General features: G+C 75.2%; 10 protein-coding genes. 6 read left to right on the top strand and 4 right to left on the bottom strand.

Annotated features, from left to right (window positions below; all coding sequences use genetic code 11):
• The first annotated feature begins 71 nt into the window (after positions 1 to 71).
• Positions 72 to 2,780 (top strand): dynamin family protein, encoded by a 2,709-nt coding sequence (locus WMF46_RS19820; RefSeq protein WP_437987035.1) that lies wholly within the window; start codon positions 72 to 74, stop codon positions 2,778 to 2,780.
• Positions 2,781 to 2,791: 11 nt separating this feature from the next.
• Here the strand turns inward: WMF46_RS19820 and WMF46_RS19815 are convergent, their stop codons facing one another.
• The 3 genes from WMF46_RS19815 to WMF46_RS19805 all read right to left on the bottom strand — a co-directional run bounded on the left by WMF46_RS19815 (position 2,792) and on the right by WMF46_RS19805 (position 7,595).
• Complete coding sequence (locus tag WMF46_RS19815; protein WP_437987034.1) at positions 2,792 to 4,345, bottom strand: protein kinase domain-containing protein; 1,554 nt, start codon at positions 4,343 to 4,345, stop codon at positions 2,792 to 2,794.
• A gap of 53 nt (positions 4,346 to 4,398) precedes the next feature.
• Positions 4,399 to 5,988 carry a 3,4-dehydroadipyl-CoA semialdehyde dehydrogenase gene (locus WMF46_RS19810; protein ID WP_437987033.1) on the bottom strand — a complete coding sequence of 530 codons (1,590 nt, stop codon included), beginning with the start codon at positions 5,986 to 5,988 and terminating at the stop codon, positions 4,399 to 4,401.
• A 116-nt stretch (positions 5,989 to 6,104) separates the two neighbouring features.
• Positions 6,105 to 7,595 (bottom strand): TolC family protein, encoded by a 1,491-nt coding sequence (locus WMF46_RS19805; protein WP_437987032.1) that lies wholly within the window; start codon positions 7,593 to 7,595, stop codon positions 6,105 to 6,107.
• 269 nt (positions 7,596 to 7,864) lie between these two features.
• On the opposite strand from WMF46_RS19805, the gene WMF46_RS19800 reads away from it, so the two are divergent.
• The gene (locus WMF46_RS19800; protein ID WP_437987031.1) at positions 7,865 to 8,803 is read left to right on the top strand and encodes a hypothetical protein; all 939 of its coding nucleotides are present in this window, start codon (positions 7,865 to 7,867) and stop codon (positions 8,801 to 8,803) included.
• 61 nt (positions 8,804 to 8,864) lie between these two features.
• Here the strand turns inward: WMF46_RS19800 and WMF46_RS19795 are convergent, their stop codons facing one another.
• Complete coding sequence (locus tag WMF46_RS19795; RefSeq protein ID WP_437987030.1) at positions 8,865 to 10,352, bottom strand: hypothetical protein; 1,488 nt, start codon at positions 10,350 to 10,352, stop codon at positions 8,865 to 8,867.
• A 140-nt stretch (positions 10,353 to 10,492) separates the two neighbouring features.
• Between WMF46_RS19795 and WMF46_RS19790 the strand changes: the two genes are divergently transcribed.
• The 4 genes from WMF46_RS19790 (at position 10,493) to WMF46_RS19775 (ending at position 16,379) form a co-directional block, all read left to right on the top strand.
• Positions 10,493 to 11,032 carry a hypothetical protein gene (locus WMF46_RS19790; RefSeq protein ID WP_437987029.1) on the top strand — a complete coding sequence of 180 codons (540 nt, stop codon included), beginning with the start codon at positions 10,493 to 10,495 and terminating at the stop codon, positions 11,030 to 11,032.
• 39 nt (positions 11,033 to 11,071) lie between these two features.
• A complete protein-coding gene (locus WMF46_RS19785; protein ID WP_437987028.1) occupies positions 11,072 to 13,522 on the top strand; it encodes a DEAD/DEAH box helicase in 2,451 nt (816 codons plus the stop codon).
• A gap of 224 nt (positions 13,523 to 13,746) precedes the next feature.
• Entirely contained in the window at positions 13,747 to 14,436 is a 690-nt protein-coding gene (locus WMF46_RS19780; RefSeq protein ID WP_012236244.1) for a tetratricopeptide repeat protein, read from the top strand.
• Between the two features lie 593 nt (positions 14,437 to 15,029).
• Positions 15,030 to 16,379: an STAS domain-containing protein gene (locus tag WMF46_RS19775; RefSeq protein WP_437987027.1), complete on the top strand. Its 1,350-nt coding sequence runs from the start codon at positions 15,030 to 15,032 to the stop codon at positions 16,377 to 16,379.
• Positions 16,380 to 16,394: the final 15 nt, after the last annotated feature.

Here is a 16,394-nt window from a genome sequence, read left to right as displayed (position 1 = left end):
CTGGCCGCCCGCCGCTCCGGCCTTCGCTTCTTCCTGGACGACCGCCCTCCCGGGAGGCTTTCATCCGGCCCATGGCGAGGCTCGTCGAGGCGCTCAACCGGTTCTTCGGGCGGGTCGAGATCCTCGCCCTCGGCCTAGAGAACGAGCGCAGCGCCGCCGAGGCCGCGCTCGCGAAGGGCATGCCCCTCGAGGCCCGCGAGCACGCCCGCACCATCCTCTCCGTGCTGCCCGACTCGGCCGTCGGGCTGGCGCTCTGGGCCGACGCCGCGGAGGACGCGTGGCTCGACCAGGAGGTCGTCGCCTCGCTCACGGATCTCGCGAAGCGCGTCCCGTGGCGCGCCGACGTGTGGCTCCGCCTCGGCCGCGCGGGGCAGCGCATCGGCTGGGACGGCGCGCGCGACGCGCTCGAGCGGGCCACGTCGGCGCCGGAGGAGCGCGACGCGGCGCGCCTCGCGCTGCTCGATCTCTCGGACCTCGACCTCGCCGCGGGCGACCCGGCCCGCGCGCAGCGCTGGCTCGACCGCATCCCGGCGCCGCTCACGACCGTGCCCGACCGCGACGTGGCCCTCCGCCGCGCCGAGTGCGCGCTCGCGTACGGCGATCTCGACGGCGCGCGCGCCGCCGCGGAGATCCTCGGCGAGCCCACCGCGATCGAGGGGCGCGCCGCCCTCGTGCTCGCCCGGCTCGCCCTGGCCGAGGCGAGCGCCGCGGCGGGCTTCCCCGCGGCGGGCTCCTCCGCGGCGGCCCTGCCGCCCGCCGTGGTGGGGCGGGCGCTCGACCTCGGGCTGCGGGCGCTCGTGCTCGACGTCCCCGGCGCGGCCGAGCTCTGCGCCGCCCTGGTCGCCGCCTCCCGCGACGTGCTCGTCGTCGACCGCGTGCGCCGCGTCGTCCGCGCCGCGGGCGCGCTCGACGAGCCGACCTGGGCCGCCGCGTTCGCCTTCGCCGAGGGGCGGCGCGACGACGCGCGGCAGGCGCTCGCGCGCGGGCTCTCCGCGGGCGACCGCGCCGCCGCGGCGGCGCTGCTCCGCATGGCCGTCGAGACCCGCGACCTCGGCGCGCTCGACGCGCTCGTCGCGCGCGACAAGGACGCCAAGGACGACGACAAGGAGCCGCGCGGCGCGGCCGCGCCCCCGCTCCCGCCCGACCTCGTCCGGCTGCGCGACGCCGCGGCGATGGCGTCCGCCGGGCAGGGGAGCGGCGCGCTCGACGCGCTCGACGCGGTGACCGGCGAGGGCGCCGCGTGGGCCGACGACATGCGCCGCGCGATCGCGCAGGCGTGGGTGCCCCCCGCGGGCGGCCCCGCCGGGGCCCGCGCCGCCGCCGCGTGGGGCGACGTGCTGCGCGAGCTCGCGCGCACGGCCAAGCTCCTCGACCGGCTCGACCTGCTCGCGGCGATCGAGGCCCTCGCGGTGGAGCGGGAGCGGCCGCTCCGCGCGGCCGTGGTGGGCGAGTTCAACGCGGGCAAGAGCACGTTCCTGAACGCGCTGCTCGGCGAGGACGTGGCGCCGACCGGCGTCCTGCCGACGACCGCGACGCTCCACTGGGTCGCCTGGGCGCCCGATCCGTTCGCGCGCGTCGTCGTGCGCGGCGGCCAGGACCGCGTCGTGCCGCACGCGGCGCTGAAGGACACGCTGCGCGCGCTCGCGGCGGCCGGGGACAAGGTGGCGCGGGTGTTCATCTACGCGCCCATCGAGCGGCTCAAGCGCGTCGAGATCCTCGACACGCCCGGCTTCAACGCGCCCGACCCCGATCACATCGCCGAGGCGCGGCGGGCGTTCGACGAGGCCCACGTCGCCATCTGGCTGCTCGACGCGCCCCAGGCGATGAAGGAGTCGGAGCGGCGGGTGCTCTCCGAGATCAGCGCGCTCGGCGTGCCCGTGCAGATCCTCGCGAACAAGGCCGACCGGCTCAAGCCCGACGCCCTGGAGACGGTGCTCGCGCACGTGCGCGACAGCCTCGCGGCGAGCGCGATCACCTCGCTCACGCCGCCGATCGCGTTCTCGGCGCGGCTCTCGCTGAAGGGGCGCCTCGGCGACGAGGCGGCGCTCGCGGCGTCGGGGTGGGCCGAGGTCGAGGCGCTCTTCGCCGAGCAGATCGTCGACGCGAGCGACGCGCTCCGCGAGCGCGCGCTCCGCCGCAAGGCGGGCCGCATCGCGGCCGAGCTCGCCCAGGCGGCGTCGGCGCGCGCGGCCGAGGACCGCGAGGCCGGGCGGAGGGCGCGCGCCGAGGCGGATCGGCTCCGCGCGAGCGCGGCGTACCTGCGCCGCGAGCGGCGGGCGCTTGCCGCGGCGATCGACAAGGCGCTCGAGCCGGCGCGCCGGGAGCTCGCGTCCGACCTGCGCCCGATCGCGGCGCTGCCCGAGGAGCGCAAGCGCACCGACGCGAGCGTCCGCGCCTACGTGCAGGAGCGGCTCGTGGCGCGGCTGAGCTGGCCGCTCTCCGCAGAGATCGCGAGGGCGGCGCGGGCCGGCGCGGAGCCGGCGGCTCGCGCCACGCGCGGCGCGAGCGGCGCCGACGAAGGGGGCGCCGCGCCGTCGCCGAGGGCGGCGGCCCACGTGCGCGCCGTCCTGATGGGCATGGTGGCGGTCCACGACGCCCCTGACGAGCTCGCGGCGCGCCCGATCGAGGGCGTCGTCGAGGCCGCGATCGACGCGTTCGCGATGGCGCTGTCAGCCGAGGCGGAGGCGCCGGTCCCGCCGCCCGCGTCGGCGGCGGTCGAGCTGCGCGCGCAGGCGCTCCGAGCCGCCTTCGAGGCGCCCGTCACGCCGGCCAGCGCCTGAGGAGCGAGGCGTCAGCGGCTCAGGAAAAAGGCCAGCACACCGAGCGCCAGCCCGATCACCAGCGCCAGCGGCACCACGAGCTTGACCATCCACAGGTCCGTCGGGCGCGCGGGCGGGCGGCGATCGCGCCGGACCGGCGCCGGCGCGATCTCGATGACGTTCGCGGCCGAGGACCGCGAGGGCGGCCGCGGCGGCGCGGCGGCGGGTGCGCCGGCGCCTCGCGGCGCCTCCGGCCTCGGGGACGGCGCGCGGGCGCCCGCGGCGGGGAGGAGCGGCCCGAAGTCCTTGCGATCGTGGATCACGACGTCGCTCGCCGGCGGATCGCTCGTCGGCGCGACGAGCCGCCGCACCGCCGGGAGCGTGCGCGAGAAGTCGTCCGACGTCGGTCCGGCCGGCGCCTCGCGCGGGAGGGCGATGCCGGGGAGCGTCGCGGCGAGCGACAGGATCGCGCTCGACGGCGGCCCGTCCGTCAGCGACGCCTCGCGGAACACGGACTTCGCCAGCACCTCGCCCCGCTGCGCCGGCGGCGGCAGATCGCCCTCGCGCAGCGGCGGCGCGGCCGTCATGGAGCTCCGGAGCGACGGCGGCATCGCCACTTCGAGGGTCGGCGCGTCCTCGGGCGCGCTCGTCCGGGCGGCAGGGAGCAGCGCGTCCGACAGGTGGGGGAGGAGCCGCTCGAGCTCGTCGCGCAGCTCGGCCGCGCTCTGCTGGCGCTGGTTCGGCCATTTCGCGAGCGCGGTGAGGATGATCGCCTCGAGGGCAGGGTGGATCTGCGGCAGGAACTGGCTCGGCGCGGGCGGCGGCTTCCGGAGGTGATCCATCGCCACCTCCCACGCGACGGCCGTGGGCGGGAAGGGGAGCCGGCCCGTGACGAGCAGGAACAGGAGCACCCCGCACGCGTACACGTCGCTGCGCCCGTCGATGACGTCGCCGCGGCACTGCTCCGGGGACATGTACGCGGGCGTGCCGACGACCACGCCGACCGTGGTGACCGAGCCCCAGACGCTGATGGGCGCGCTGTTCGGCCCGTCGTCGCCGCCGCGGGTGTTCTTCTCGACCATCTTCGCGATCCCGAAGTCGAGCACCTTCACGCGCTCGACCGACGGATCCGCCGGATCCCGCATGACCATCACGTTCTCGGGCTTGAGATCGCGGTGCACGATGCCCCGCGCGTGGGCGGCGGCGAGGGCGTCGGTGATGCCGATCAGGAACCGCGCGGCGCGGGCCTCGGAGAAGCGGCGCTCGGCGAGCAGGACCTCGAACAGGTCCTGCCCGGCGACGAGCTCCATCACGATGTACGGCAGGTGCCCTTCCACGCCGGAGTCGAGGATCTGCACCGTGTTCGGGTGGTGGAGGCGCGACGCCGCCTTCGCCTCCCGGTAGAAGCGGGTGACGAACGTCTCGTCGCCGAGCAGCTGCGGGTGCATGATCTTGATGGCGACGTCGCGCGGCTCCGCGTCCTGCTCGCCGCGGTAGACAGCCGCCATCGCGCCCTCGCCGATGAACCCGGTGACGCGGAAGCGCCCTGCGATCGTCTTGCCGATGAGTTGCGGGCCCGCGCTCATGAGCGAGACTTCACCATAAAGTCCACGGAAAGAGCTACCCCGGCCTTCGCGATCTACGGCTTCGCCGGCGCGGGTCGGGGCTCGCCCTTCGCCCCGAGGATCGCCTCCAGGATCGGCCGCGACCCCTGCACGGCGGTGCGCTGCGAGTAGAAGTGGAGCCCGCGCAGGCCGCCGAGCTCCTCGCCGCCGCCGGCGCGGCCCGGGCCGCCGTGGATCGTCTGAGGGAGGACGGTGCCCGGACCGGGCGCCTGATCGGCGATCTTCTCGCTGCCGAGCAGGACGCGGCCGTGGTACGGCGCGACGCCGAGCAGCACCTCCGCCGCGAAGGCGCGGTCGTCGCTGTAGACGGAGCAAACCAGGCTCCCGCGGCCCCGGCGCAGGAGCGCCACGGCGTGCGCCGCGCCGCCGTCGTACGGGAAGAGCGTGGCGACGGGGCCGAAGACCTCGTGCTCGTGCGCGGCGGGCGCGCCGTCGGGGCCGCTCGCGACGAGCAGCGTCGGCGGCACGAAGTACCCCTTGCCCGGGGGCACCCCGATCGCCTCGAAGGGCCCGGCGCCGCCGAGCGCCACCGCAGCACCCGCCGCGAGGCGCTCGATGCCCGCGCGCACGCCGCGGAGCTGATCGGACGTGGTCAGCGGGCCCACCGTGACGCCCTCCTGCGCGGGATCGCCGACGCGCGCGTCGCGGAGGCGGTCGACGAGGTCGTCGCGCACGGCGTCGACGACGGCCGCGGGCGCGAAGATGCGGCGGATCGCCGTGCACTTCTGGCCGGCCTTCTGGGTGATGTCGCGCACGACGTCGCGCAGGAACATCGCGTACGTCTCGGAGCCGGGGACGGCGTCGGGGCCGAGGACGGCGCCGTTCAGGCTGTCGGCCTCGACGTTCACGCGGACGCCGTCCCGCACGAGGCCGGGCGAGAGCCGGAGCGCGGCGCCGGTGGCGCTCGATCCGGTGAAGGCGAGCACGTCCTCGCCGCCGAGGTGCGCGAGCAGATCGCCCGGCGGGCCGGCGACGAAGGAGAGCGCGCCGCGCGGCAGCGGGGCGCGCTCGGTGAAGATCTTCATCAGCCGGAGCGCGACGAGCGCGGTGCTGGTCGCGGGCTTCGTGATGACGGGCATGCCCGCGAGGAGCGCGCAGGCGGCCTTCTCGGCGAGCCCCCACGCGGGGAAGTTGAAGGCGTTGATGTGCACCGCGACGCCGGGGCGCGGGACGAGGATGTGCTGGCCGAAGAAGCGCGGCGAGCGCCCGAGCTGCACGCCTTCGCCGTCCGTGAGCAGCCGCGCGTCGCCGAGCTGGGCGCCCAGGTCGGCGTAGTAGGCGAGCGTGCCGATCGCGCCGTCGATGTCGAACTTGGCGTCGCCGCGGGTGTTGCCGCCGTTCCGGATGGCGACGTCGATGAGCGCGTCGCGCTCGGCGTGCGCGGCGCGCGACATGGCGCGGAGCAGCTCGCCGCGCTCCGCGAACGTGAGCGCGCGCAGCGCGGGCCCGCCCTCGGCGCGCGCGAACGCCACCGCGGCCGCGAGGTCGAGGCCGTCCGTGCTCGTCTCGGCGAGCGGCTCCTCGGTCGCGGGGTTGACGAGCACGTGCGGCGCGCCATGGCCGGCGCGCCACTGCCCTTCGACGTAGCTCTCTAGCCGCTCCATCCGGCGCGTAGCCTACTCGCGCGGTCGCTCGGCACAACCCCCGCGCGAGGTCGCGGCCGCGCTCGTCGCGCGCCGCGCCGCGGCCGCGCTCGGCGGGCGCACGTCCTGCGCGCAGCTCATCTGCACGAGGCGGACGCGAGCAGCGCGGTGATCTTCGCCTTCACCACCTCGAACTCCCGCACCGCGAGATCGAGCTCGGCCTCGCGCTGCCTGCGGCCGGACTCGACAAGATCGAAGCTCGTCGCGGTGCCGGCCTCGAACGCGACCTGCGTGAGGCGCGCGGTCTCGCGCGCGAGGTCGCGCGACTGCTCGGCGACCGCGCGCGACTGCTCGGCGACGGCGACGCCCCGGACCGCCTGCGTCGTCTCGAGCCCCGCGGTGCGCTCCACCGCCCCGAGGCGCACCCGCTGCTGCTCGACCGCGGCCCTGCTGATCTGGAGATCGCCGTAGCGCGCTCCGCCGTCCCAGATGGGGACGGTGAGCACGGCGCTGATGGACCACCCCCAGGACCGCGCCCTTCGGGTGGACTCGTCCCCGATCGAGGTGCGGGCGCTCAGCGTGCTCGACAGATCGACGTACGGGGCGAACGCGAGCTTCGCGTCGGTGAGGTTGCGCTCCGCGATCTCGAGCTCGGCCCGGGCGGCGCGGACGTCCGCGCGCTGATCCGAGCGCGCCTCGGCGCACTCCGACTGCACCTCCGCCGCGATCGCGTTCAGCGAGAAGCCCTGCGGGACGCCGACCTCGCCGCGCTCGCCCAGCACGGCCCCGAGCGTCTCCCGCGCCTTGCGCAGCGCCTCGTCGCCGGACACGAGCGTCGCGCGGGCGAGGGCGACATCCTGCTCCGCGCGGACGACATCGAGCTTCGTGCCGGTGCCGAGGCGCTCGCGCCGCCGGGTCAGCTCGAGCCGCTCGAGCGCGCTGCGCAGCCCGACCCGGTTGATCTCGCTGACCCGCTCGGCCGTGACGATCGAGACGACGGCGTCCGCCACCGCGCCGACGGTGACGCGGCGGCGATCCTCCAGGCTCAGCTTGGCGACGTCCACCGAGCGCCTGGCGGTGCCGATGCCGTACCAGGCGCGCGGGGCGAGGATGGGCTGGCGGAGCGTGAGCGACGCCGACGCGGTCGTTGGCGCGTCCTCGATCGCCCCCGCGCCCGGCTCCCCTGGCGCGGGGAGCGAGGGGCTCACGCTGCTGCCGCCCGCCAGCTCGTGCGTCACGTCGCCGCGCGCGTCGAGGCTCGGGAGCGCCGCGGCGAGCGCCCGCCGCGCGACCCCCTCGGCGCGGGCGACCTCCTGCACGGCGATGGCGAAGTCGACCGAGCGCTGCTCGATCATCCCGCGCGCGTCGTTCCAGCTCGCCAGCGTGCGCGCGGGCGGGGGGACCGGCGCGAGCGCCGGGTCGTTCACCTCGATGCGCTGCGGCATCGCAGGCGGCGCGGCAGCCGCCGTCGTCGGGGCCGCCGCGGGCGCCTGCTGGCCCGGCCGCGGCTGAGCCTGCTGGCCCGGTCGACCCTGGGGAGGCGCCGGCTGCGCGAGGGCGACGCCCTGGCCCAGGGCGAGGACGGCGAGGTGGCTGACAGCGACCATGCGGAGCCGGCGATGGGGCATGCGCGACTCGATGCGCCGGACAGGGCGCGACGACAAGCCCGAAGCGGGCAGGGGCGCGCTCCCGCCCTGTGCGCGTGTGCGAAACCGTGCGCGCGACGAGCCCGCGCCGTGGGTCAGGTCGTGGCGACGAACCGAGGATGCGCCACTATTCTGGACCACCGATGCCAAGCCGGTTGCCCCCGATCGACATCTGCCTCGGCTGCGGGACGCGGCGGCGATGCGGCCCTGCGGCTCTCTGCGCTCGCTGCGGCGAGCCGCCTCACCGCGCCGTGTGGCGGCGGTCCGAGCCGCGCGGCGCGTCGCGGAAGATCGAGCTGTTCCTGCGCGCGATCACGAGCGGGCTGCTGCTCGCGTACACGGCGCTCTACGGGCTGCTCCTCTCGGGCCTGGCCGCAGCCGCGGACGACTCCCTCGCGGCCGCCGCGCTGTTCGCGGCGAGCGTCCTGCTCGGCGCGAGGCTCGCGCGGTGGATCGTGCGGTCGCTGTTCGATCTCTGGGGCACCACGTGGGCGTACTGCTCGGCCGACGGCGCCCGCCGGGGGACCGTGCGCACGCTCCTCGGGTGGTACGGCGCCGGCGAGGGCGTTAGCCTGACGGGGTTCCACCCGACGAGCCCGGGCTCGACGCTCTTCTGTTCCTCGGACGCGATCGAGGCGGGGCTCCCCGTCGTCGCCGCGAACCTCTCGCGCATCGCGGGGGCGAAGGGCGGCGACGCGTTCTCGCCGTTCGAGGTGCTGATGCTCAGCGCCTTCACGGGCCTCGTCGCGCGCGGCGAGGCGACCATCAGCAGGGCCACGGCGGTGCGCTGGCGGAAGGGCTGGCTCGGCGTCGCGCGGCGCGGCGCGTCGACGCCGATCTTCACGATCGAGCGCTGCGGCGATGGCGAGGAGGGCAGCGCGATCGAGCGCGAGATCCTCTCGGCGCTGCAGGCCAAGGCGGACGGCCTCGCGCTCCTCGCGGAGCCCTCGCCGCCTGGGGGCTACCGCGACGCCGCGTGGCGGCCGCCGCCCGCGCGGCTCTGCATCGAGGAGGTGCTGTGCCCCCGCGCGCTCGCGCTGGCGGCGAGGGCGCTCCGGAAGGAGCCCCGCGGCGGCGCTCCGGTCGCGGTCGCCGCGGCGCTCGACGAGTTCGGCAAGCGCGACCCCGCCCGGATGAGCCACCTCCGCGTGCTGCTCGCGGAGCAACACCGCCGCGCGCTGTCGGCGTGAGCGGTCGCGCGCTGTCGGCGTGAGCGGCCGCGCATCGTCGGCGTGAGCGGCGCTGGGGCGCTCAGTGCCAGACGCCGATGCCGGCGCTCACGCTGTCATAGCGAGGCGCGAAATCCATCGACGCCTGCAGCGTCAAGGCGGTGTCCGGGATCAGGCCCCAGAAGGTCGTCGAGAGCACGCGGACGTCCGCGCCGAACGTGAAGTGCTGCCGGCCGACACGCCCGCTCCCCAGGCGGCCGAAGCGGTTCGGCTCGTAGTAGCTGCCGAACCGCGTGTGCACGCGGCCCGGGATCGGCTCCGTCTCGATCCCGAACCGCGGCGAGAAGCTCACGTGCGCGCCCGAGGTGCCCACCGCCGACGGTCCGTGCTCGCTCCCGGGCTGCTTCTGCGCCAGGAAGCGCTCCAGGCTCACCCCGTTCGACACCGGGCCCGTGACGAGGAGCTCCGCCGTGATGAGCAGGTGCTCGCGCGGCCAGTTCCAGTACCGCGCGCGCCGCTCCGCCTCGAGCACGGCCGGCCCCGCGGCGAGCTCGCGCTCGTCGTCGGCGCGCTCCCGCGCCCTCTCCGTCGCGAAGACGCGCTCGCGCCGCGCGCGCTCCTCCGGGTCGTCGATGGCGCCGAGCTCGCGCTCCCTCCGCTCTTCCCGCGCGGCCTGCCTGCGCGCGACCGCCTCGCGCAGCTCCCGCTCCTGGACGTGCGGGTCGATCCACGCCGGGTTGAGCGGGCGCGGTCCGACCTGCACGGCGAGGCCGACCTCGAGCTCCCAGGGGAGGACGACCTCGTTCGGTAGGATCAGCCCGCCGGCGCGGCGGACCTGCCCGTCCATCACCACGCCCTCGCCGAGCAAGCGGCCGCCGTTCACCGGGAAGCGGAACGTGGCGCCGAGCCGGTAGGACGCCCAGTCGGGGCGCACGAGCACCCCGAGCTCCGGGGAGATGCCCGCCATGGTCAGGTCGGTCTGCTCGGCCTGGAGGTTGAGCGTCACCGCGCGCGCGCCGGCGCCCAGCACGAGCGCGTCGCCGAGCAGGCGGACCCCGCCGAGGAAATGGTACTTGCCGATCACGACCGTGGTCTCGGCGCCGGCCTCGTCCGTCAGGGAGTACCGTTGCAGCTCGGCGTTGACCCCGGCGCCGAAGTCGCCGGCCTGGAGCTGGCCGCCGAGGGTCAGGTACACGAAATTCGAGTAATCGAGATCGATGTCGCCGCTGTTGTCGAAATCGTTGTTCTCGAAGAGCTCGATGGGCAGCGAGATCGAGGCGGCCACGTCCCACTCGAACCAGCGCATGCTGAACGGCTCGCGGAGCGCGGGCGCCGCGGCGTTGGCGACCATGCCGGCGATCCCCTCGGCGTAGCCGGCGTAGGCGCCGGCGATCCCGGTCACGCGCAGCGGCGCCAGGATGGGCCCCTGGAAGAGGTCGATGGTGTAGGCGTTGTCCTGGAGCGGCTGAGCCAGCGCGGCCCCGGGCGGGCCCAGGACGAGGGCCATCGCGCAGAGCGCCGCAGCGGATCGGCGGGCGGTGATGCGGAGCGCCGCGGTCCTGTCGGTCACCTCGCGCTGCTCCCGTCCAACAGCATCTCGTCGCGCCCGCCGCGAGGTGATAGCACTGGCCCGCACGGAAGGGACCGTGGAAGCGGAGCCCGACCGTCGGCGGCCGCGCACCCCTGCCCGCCCTAGGAATCGCAGCTCCCATGCCCGCTCAAGCTCCCGCGCCCATCGCTCACCCCCCGGCCGTGCCGGGGACCGGGGCGGGAGCGCGCCCTCTTGGAGCGCGGCGCCGCCCCGGCGGGCCTCGCGCCCGTGGCCGGCGCATCGCCCTGGTCGCGTACTACAGCTTCGCCGCGCTCATCATCACCTCGTGCACCCTCCAGCTGATCCGGCAGGTCTTCTTTCTGCCGGCCGCGCCGTCGCCCTACGCGAGCTGCGAGGAGGGCCTCCTGGCGCTCGTCCGGGCCGTCGAGCGCGCCAGGGAGGCCGCCCCCGGGACCGACGGGGAGGACGCCGCCCTCGCCCGCTTCAGGAGCACGCTCGCTCCGGCGTGGACCTACCGGGACGGAGTGGCCGCCTCGTGCCGGGGCTCGGAGGACAACGAGCGCGCTCTCGACGCCATCGAGCGGCTCCGCTATGCGGAGGAGCACGCAGCGCGGCGCGAGGCAGGCGATCTGGCTCCGCTGCGGCGGCGGGTCCGGGCGATCGTCGATGGCCAGCTTGGGCCCGCGTCCCCGAGATAATACCCCGACGCGGCGATCACGCAGGACGATATGACCGACATGACCGTTCCTTCTCCCCCTGCCGCAGTGGCGGGTGAAGCGCAGACCGGCGACAAGCCCCAGCCGCCGCCTACCTTCGATGTGCTCCCTCTGTCGTCCGAGCTGCGCGAGACCCTCGCGGAGATTGGCTACGTCCACCCGACGCCGGTGCAGCTCGCCGTGTGGGAGCCGGTGACGCGTGGGCGCGACGCGGTCGTGCAGGCGCGCACCGGCACCGGCAAGACGGCGGCCTTCGGGCTCCCGATCGTCGATCATGCCGTGAAGCGCTCGCTCGCGCAGGCGCAGGTGCTCGCGCTGTGCCCGACGCGGGAGCTCGCGCTCCAGGTCTCGGCGGAGGTCGAGCGCCTCGGCAAGCGCAAGGGCATCAAGGTGGTCGCCGTCTACGGCGGCGCGCCGATGCAGCGGCAGATCGACGCGCTCGCCGCGGGCGCGCAGGTCATCGTCGGCACGCCGGGCCGCGTGCTCGACCACCTGCGCCGCGGGACCATCGTCGCCAAGCACATCCGGCTGCTCGTGCTCGACGAGTGCGACGAGATGCTCTCGATGGGCTTCGAGCGCGAGCTCACCGCGATCCTCGCCGAGCTGCCGCCGGAGCGGCAGACGCTGCTGTTCTCGGCGACGCTCCCGCCCGACATCGAGCGCATCGCGCGCAGCAAGCTGCGCTCGCCCGAGTTCATCACCCTCTCGGGCGACGCCGTCGGCGCGCTCCAGATCCAGCACTTCGTCTACCTGATCACGGGCGACAAGCTGACCTCCCTCGTCCGCATCATCGAGGTCGAGAACCCCGAGAACGCGGTCGTCTTCTGCAACACCAAGGACGAGACCGAGGCGGTCGCCGGGGCGCTGAAGCGCCAGGGCTACGACGCCGACTGGCTCAACGGCGATCTGCCGCAGTCCGATCGCGAGAAGGTGATGAGCGCGACGCGCGAGGGGCGCCTGCGCTTCCTCGTCGCCACCGACGTGGCCGCGCGCGGCATCGACATCTCGCACCTCACGCACGTCATCAACTACGACTTCCCGCAGGACGCCGAGGCGTACGTGCACCGCACCGGCCGTACCGGCCGCGCGGGCCGCACCGGCACGGCGATCGCGCTGATCACGCCGAAGGACGTCGGGCCGCTCTACATCCTCCGGCTGACGTACAAGATCCGCCCGCTCGAGAAGCAGCTCCCCACGGAGGGGGAGCTCAAGACGCGCGCCGAGGCCGATCTCGTCGCGATGCTCGCCGAGGCCTTCCTGTCGAAGGGCACGCACCGCGACGATCTCTCGCTCGCGCGCCGGCTGCTCACGCACGACCAGGCCGAGGCGATCGTGGCGGGCCTCCTGCGCGATCACCTCGGCGCGCGGCCGACGGCGCAGGAGGAGGCGAGCGCCGCGCGGCGCGCCCAGCAGCCGCAGCGCGCGGCGGCGCGCGAGAGCGAGGGGCGCGGCACAGATCCGTCGACGAAGCCCGAGCCCGCGGCGCGCGGGCGGGAGGCGCGGGAGGCGATCCCCCGCGCGGCCGACTCGGCCGAGCCGCGCTCGCCCGAGACGGAGCGCAGCGAGCGCGAGCGTGAACGCGAACGCGAGCTGGCGCGCGAGGGCGATCGGGACCGCGGGCGGGAGCGCGATCGGCGATCGCTGCGCCTCCGCCGGGACGAGGGGCGGCGAGGCCCTCGCGGCGCGGACGCGCCCGGGGGGGAAGAGCCGCGCCGGCCCGAGGGGGCGCGGGTGCGCGACGACGGCCCCGTCTCGGTCGAGCCGCTCACGCGGCCGGAGCCGCTGATGCGGATCGAGCCGCCGCGAGCCGAGGGCGGATCGGGCCGCGGCCCGGCGGAGCGCCTGCGCGATCGGCCCGCTGCGACGCTGCTGTCGGCGCGCCGCGGCGCTGGCGGCGCTGGCGCCGCTGGCGCCGCTGGCGCCGCGCCGGGCAGGCCCCAGGGCGGCGCGTCGGGACAGCCGTTCTCGCGCCACGCCGACTTCACCATGTGGCAGCCGCCCGAGGAGGAGGGCGACGACGAGCCGATCCTGGGCGAGCCTCCGTCTCCGGCGCCCGGCTCGCCGGTGTCGCGCGGCGGCGAGCGCGAGCGCGCGAGCGGCGCCCTGCCGTCGGCCGCCGGCGAGGCCGCGGTCGAGATCGAGAGCGGCGAGGCCGGCGAAGCGCCGCGCGCCGAGCCCTCGCGCGACGAGGCGGACGGAGAGTTCGTCGAGATCTTCATCAACCTCGGCCGCCGCGACGGCGCGCGCGCGGCCGATTTCCAGCGCGCGCTCATCGAGCGGGGCGGGATGGCCAAGGGGGACATCCGGCGCATCCGGGTGCGCGAGCGCAACGCGTTCGTCAGCGTCCCGAAGGCCGAGCTCGCGCGGGTCGTGGCGACGCTGAACGGCGCGACGATCGCGGGCAAGGAGGCGCGCGCGGAGCAGGCTCGGGAGCGCACGTCAAGCGCCGAAGAGGTGGCGGAGGACGCCTGAGCGCGGGTCGCGCGGACCGACGCAAGAGCGTCTGTCCGCTGCCACATGGCGGCGGAGCGGGCTCCACGCGGGCGTTTCAAGCGGTTCCGCGCGGCGCAAGACACCGCCTGGCGGCGCAGGTCGATGGTACGTCGGTGGGGGCTTGCGTGCGACGTCGTCCAGGCGTCGCCGCTCGGCGCGCAACGCGCTAGCCAAGCTCGCCCACTGGTCGTATCACGGAAGGGATGGGGCGCAGTGGAGCGGAGGACATCGACCGGCTTCGACGGGACATCGATCGAGCGCTTGCTGACAAGCTCGATGCGGACAGGGTGCTCCCGCTGCTCGCGCGCTTGGCCCGCGCGACGGCGCCCGGGAGCGAGCCGTGGCTCTACGCGCACCGCCACCTCGCGGAGATGGGCGTCGAGCACGATCCGTGGCGCGCCGCGCTCTTCGCGCGCCGCGTGCTGCAGTTCCACGAGGAGGACGACGGCGCCTGGGCGGTGCTGGGCCTGGCGCAGTCGCTGCTCGGCAACTACCGCTACGCCGCGCGCGCCTACGAGCGCGCGCTGGCCATCGCGCCCGAGAACCCCTGGTACGCGCACAACCTGGGCCACCTCTACGACGTCGCGCTGAACCGCCCGCACGACGCCTTGCCGCTCCTGGCGCAGGCCACCGAGGCGCAGACGGGCGAGGCCGACATCGCCGCGAGCTACGCGCACGCGCTCGCCCGATGCGGCAAGCTGGTGCTCGCCAAGAAGATCTTGAAGCGCGCCATCCGTCACGGGGCGACCGCGGACCAGATGGCGCTGTGGCGCTGGCTCGACGCGGGCGCCCCGACCACGGGCGAGAGCGGCCCAGACCCTCAGCGCCCGGCCGACTCGAAGCGCAAGGCCAAGCGACGGCGCGCTCGCGAGCGTCAGAGCCTCGGCGATTGAGGTGGAGCGACCCGCGCGCGGCGGTGATCACGCAATCCGCGCTGGTGACCGGCGCGCGTCGCATGGGGGGAACCTCACGTGAGCTCCGGCCCTCTCCATCCGCACATCCGAGGAGCGGAAGCAGGAGGTGCGCGCCGACCGAGCTCGGCTGCGCTGCGGCGCGGCATAAGCTGCTGCTGGCGTGCTCGATCGTGACGCGGGGCACGGGCGCGGTTGTGCGGGCACGGGCTACCTCGGCTGGGCGACGGTGGATGCCGTCGCCACAAGCGACACGCATGGCTGACGCGAAGCTTGACGGTGGGTTGCCCGGTTGGCGATAAGCTGTGTTTCTCGACTGGTGCTGGACACGGTCCCCGCTTGGGACAGGGCACCCTGCGAGGAGAAGAAATGAGCGTCACGAGCGTGCAAAGGACGGACAGGACGGCGAAGAGCCACGCGCTCTCCGCGGCCGTCTCGTTTCGCCCGCGCGGCTCATCCTCCCGGCGCGCGCATCTGGAGCAATCCTGCGAGGGGATTCGCCGCGCCGCGCACCGGAGGGACGCGCTGCCTGGCGCCACGCACGGCGCGCGCGGGCTTACGACGGGGAGTTCGCGATGAGCGAAGAAGCTCTGCGGCAAGAGATTGCGAGGCTCACGGAGCGCGTCGCGACGCTCGAGCAGCAGATCGAGGGGCACGAGCGCGCGGCGAAGGAGCAGGCCGCGCAGCTCGACCGGGCGACGCACGAGGCGCGCGAGCGCGGCGAGCAGCTGGCCCGAGCGGACGAGGAGCTGCGGCGACAGGCTGGCATCTTCAAGCTCGTGCTCGACAGCATGGCGGACGGCGTCGCCGTCGTTGACGACAGGGGCGAGCTCCTGATGCGCAACCCGGCCGCGGAGCACATGCTCGGCCGCGCGCCGCTCGACCTCGCCTCGGGGGACGACGTGGGGCCCGGCGACGCCACGCTGTTCTTCCCCGATCGCGCGACCCCCTGGCCGATGTCCGAGCACCCGCTGTCGCGCGCGCTGCGCGGCGAGACGGTCGATCAGGTCGAGCTCTTCGCGAGGAAGTCCGCCGACCAGGACGGGCGGGCCGCCCGCCGCTCCAACGGCATGGCGGGCGGCGCGATGCCGACGCTCGCGCCCACCGCGGGGCCGCAGGGGGACGACGTCGAGCCGCGGTCGGTCCGCGTGCCGCCGGTGTTCTCCGAGCCGCGCATCGAGACCGGCCCGGTGTCCGGCCTGTTCCTGACGGTGAGCGCCAGCCCGATGCGGGGCAAGGACGGGGCGATCTCCGGCGCCGTCGCCGTGTTCCGCGACGCGACCGAGAAGAAGCGCCTCATCGAGGATCTCGAGGCGAAGAACCGCGACCTCGTGGAGAGCGAGAGCGCCAAGAGCGAGCTCGTCGAGCGGCTCCGATACGCGATCGACGAGATCTCGACGCCCATCCTCGAGCTGTGGGACGACGTCCTCGCGCTGCCGATCATCGGCGTCGTCGACTCGCGCAGGAGCGCCCAGATCATGGAGCGGCTGCTCGACGAGATCGTCCGCCGCCAGTCGCGCTACGTCATCATCGACGTGACGGGCGTCGAGGTGATCGACACGCGGACGGCCGACCATTTCATGAAGCTGATGAAGGCGGTCGAGCTGCTCGGCGCGCGGTGTCGGATCACCGGGGTCAGGCCCGCCGTCGCGCAGACGATGGTGGAGCTCGGCATCAACCTCGGCACCGTGCGCGCCGCGCGCAACCTCAAGCATGCGCTGCGCGAGAGCATGGCGCTCGCCGGCCAGAAGCCGACGCCCGCGTCCCTCATGGGGACCCGGCGCGGCGCGGCCAAAGACAACGAGAAGCAGACAGGACAGCCGTTCACACCTGGCGGCCCTCGGGCCGCCTTCGATCCGTCGGGCAGCGGTGCAATGACCACGACACAGCTGCAGCTGAGCGCGAGGAAGGAGACGTCCACTTGATGCAAGCGGGTAGGG

The organism is Sorangium sp. So ce117, assembly GCF_051524395.1.
GTDB lineage: Bacteria > Myxococcota_A > Polyangia > Polyangiales > Polyangiaceae > Sorangium > Sorangium cellulosum_B.
The sequence above is the reverse complement of the archived record's forward strand: the minus strand, read 5'-3'. Positions and strand labels throughout refer to the sequence as shown.